A 2,672-nucleotide genomic window follows, 5' to 3' on the forward strand; every position below is an offset into this window, starting at 1 on the left:
GTGCGGGAGGCCGGGGTCGTGCCGCTGTAGAGGGGCGAGACCAGGATGCGGTGGGCGGGGGAGATGCCCAGGACGCCCTTGTCGAACAGCTTGTGGTGCAGCGCGCACAGACACAGGGCGTTGTCCAACGTGTCGGGGCCCGCGTACGACCACCACCGGACGTGCGCCGCCTCCAGGCCCACGGGTCGGGAGCCCAGCAGGCCGTCGTAGCCGCAGAAGGCGCACTGGTGGTCGTAGGCCCTGAGGACCAACTCCCGGATACGGGGGTCCCGTTGCTGGCGCTTCGCGAGGGAGTGGGCGTACAGGGGGTCCAGGTCGAGGCCCACCGCCTCGCACAACTCCGCGTGCAGGGAGGGCGGGAAGTGCTGCTCCAGGATCAAGCGGGCCAGTCTCCCGAGGAGTTCGGGGTGGCGGCGCAGCTCGGAACGGAGTTCGGGGGCCAGCCGGCCGGTCGCGCCGGATTCCCTCAACTGCCGTACCCCACTGCCGGGACTGCCGTCACCGAGGTCCGTGCGGACCTCCCACAGGCCGTCGCTGGTGAGGTGGTGGAAGGGGTACGAGGGCGAAGTCGGCCTGCTGGGCCCGTACTCGGCGAGGAGATCCTTCAAATCACCTTCCACCGCCGTGTACGTGAGCCCCTCCCCGGCGTCCCGCTGGAACCGGCCCAGCGCGTACAGCAGAAGAAGCGGTTTGTGCGGCGCCCGCACCCCGTGCCGCGTCCACTGCCGAAGATCCGCCACCCGTCCGAGCCAGTCCATGAGGGCGAGGCTATGACAACACGGCTATGACAGGGCGGGGTTGAGACCGCCAGGATGCCGTACCCCGTCCCCCGCGAAGACGAACCACCGCAGCACCACGAACCGCCCGATCCCGGCGAGGCCGGAGGCGCCGAGGTACACGGCCTGCTCCGTCACCACCCCCGGCGACGCCCGCACCGCGTGCAGCGCCAGCACCGCCGCGCTGGTCACGGCGTACGCCGCAGACGCCGACCCCGCCGACCGCCAGTGCTGCCGCAGCCCCGCACCCCGCCCCGTACCGAAGGTGAACCGCGCGTGGAGCTCGGTGCACAGGACCGTCGACACGGCGGTGACGACCGCGTTGGCGACCACCCACGGCACCGACCTCGCGACCAGCGGCACGGCCAGGCCGGACAGCACCCCGATGCCGCCCCCGCACAGCACGAAGCGGAGGAAGGAGGCGACGGGGCCGGTGGTGGGGGCTGGGCTGCGTGCCATGACCGCGCTCCTCGGACTCGTATGAAGGGGGATCCCGGGCGTGGGCGCTATGCCGTGGCTTCCGCGGCAGCCGGCTCCGCCGGGCTCTCACCGCCGGGCCGCGCACCGGCCGTCGTCCGCCCCTTCGGGATGAACGTCGCGAGCAGGAAGGCGACGAGCGCCGCACCCGCCCCGATCGCCATGACCACCTTGAACCCGCTCTCGGACGGCAGCGCGTGCCCGCCGAAGTCCGTGGTCATCTGCGCGAGGACGACCCCCGCGATGGCGCTGGCGAACGACGTGCCCAGCGACCGCATCAGCGTGTTGAGGCTGTTCGCCGCCCCCGTCTGGGACGGGTCGACCGCGCCCATGATCAGCGCGGGCAGCGCCCCGTACGTGAAGCCGACCCCGGCGCCGATGACGCACGAGACCAGGACCAGGTGCCAGACCTCGGACATCAGCACGATGTTGAGCGCGTACCCGCCGGACACGATCAGCGCGCCGATCATCAGCGTGACCTTCGGCCCCTTGGCCTTCGTGACCTTCGCGGACAGCGCGGACATCACCATCATCACGAAGCCCTGCGGCGCGAGCACCAGACCCACGGTCATCATCGACTTCCCGAGGCCGTACCCGGTCTGCTCGGGCAGCTGGAGCAGCTGCGGCAGCACCAGGGACATCGCGAACATCGAGAAACCGAGCGCGATCGAGGCGAGGTTGGTGAACAGCACCTGCGTCCGCGCGGTGGTGCGCAGATCGACGAGCGGCTGCTTCGCCCGCAGCTCCCACCGGCCCCAGGCCAGCAGGACGACGACGGCGGCGGCGCCCAGCGTCAGCGTCGTACCCGAGGTCCAGCCCCAGTCGGCGCCCTTCGACACGGCGAGCAGCAGCGAGACGAGCCCGGCGGAGAGCCCCAGCGAGCCGACGAGGTCGAACCGGCCCCCGGCGCGGTTCCCCGACTCCGGTACGACCGCCATGACCAGCAGGAACGAGACGACACCCAGCGCGGCCGACGTCCAGAACAGGATGTGCCAGTCCCAGTTCTCCGCGATGAACGCGGCGATCGGCAGCCCGAGCGCCCCGCCGACCCCGAGCGAGGCACTCATGACGGCGGTCGACCCGGCGAGCTTCTCGGCCGCAACGGTGTCCCGCAGAATGCTGATCCCGAGCGGTACGACGGCGGCCGACAGCCCCTGGAGGCCGCGCCCGACGATCATCGGTACGAGGGAGTCGGCGAGCGCGCACACCACCGAGCCGCCGACCAGCAGGACGATGCTGACCAGCAGCATCCGGCGCTTGCCGAACATGTCCCCGAGCCGTCCGACGACCGGCGTCGCCACGGCGGCGGCCAGCAGCGTCGCGGTGACCGCCCACGCGGTGTTCGAGGCGGGCGCGTCCAGCAGCCTCGGCAGCTCCGGGACGATCGGGATGACCAGGGTCTGCATCAGCGAGACGACG

Annotated in this window: 3 protein-coding genes; all 3 read right to left on the minus strand. The window is 71.7% G+C overall.

Going from position 1 to position 2,672, the window contains the following annotated elements:
• Window positions 1-758, minus strand: a 758-nt coding sequence (locus AOK24_RS33930; protein WP_055723848.1) for a phosphorothioated DNA-binding restriction endonuclease, incomplete at its 3' end; no start/stop codon positions are given.
• A gap of 24 nt (window positions 759-782) precedes the next feature.
• Window positions 783-1,235: a GtrA family protein gene (locus tag AOK24_RS33935; RefSeq protein WP_055723847.1), complete on the minus strand. Its 453-nt coding sequence runs from the start codon at window positions 1,233-1,235 to the stop codon at window positions 783-785.
• Window positions 1,236-1,282: 47 nt separating this feature from the next.
• Window positions 1,283-2,672: MFS transporter (locus AOK24_RS33940; protein ID WP_055723849.1), on the minus strand; the 1,390-nt coding region annotated here is incomplete at its 5' end.

Origin of the sequence: Streptomyces niveiscabiei (genome assembly GCF_001419795.1) — a bacterium.
In the GTDB taxonomy this organism is placed as follows: Bacteria; Actinomycetota; Actinomycetes; order Streptomycetales; family Streptomycetaceae; genus Streptomyces; species Streptomyces niveiscabiei.

What these genes read in the sequence shown, in the direction of transcription:
- AOK24_RS33935 (WP_055723847.1), bottom strand. Translation starts at nt 1,235, where the DNA reads ATGGCACGCAGCCCAGCCCCCACCACCGGCCCCGTCGCCTCCTTCCTC.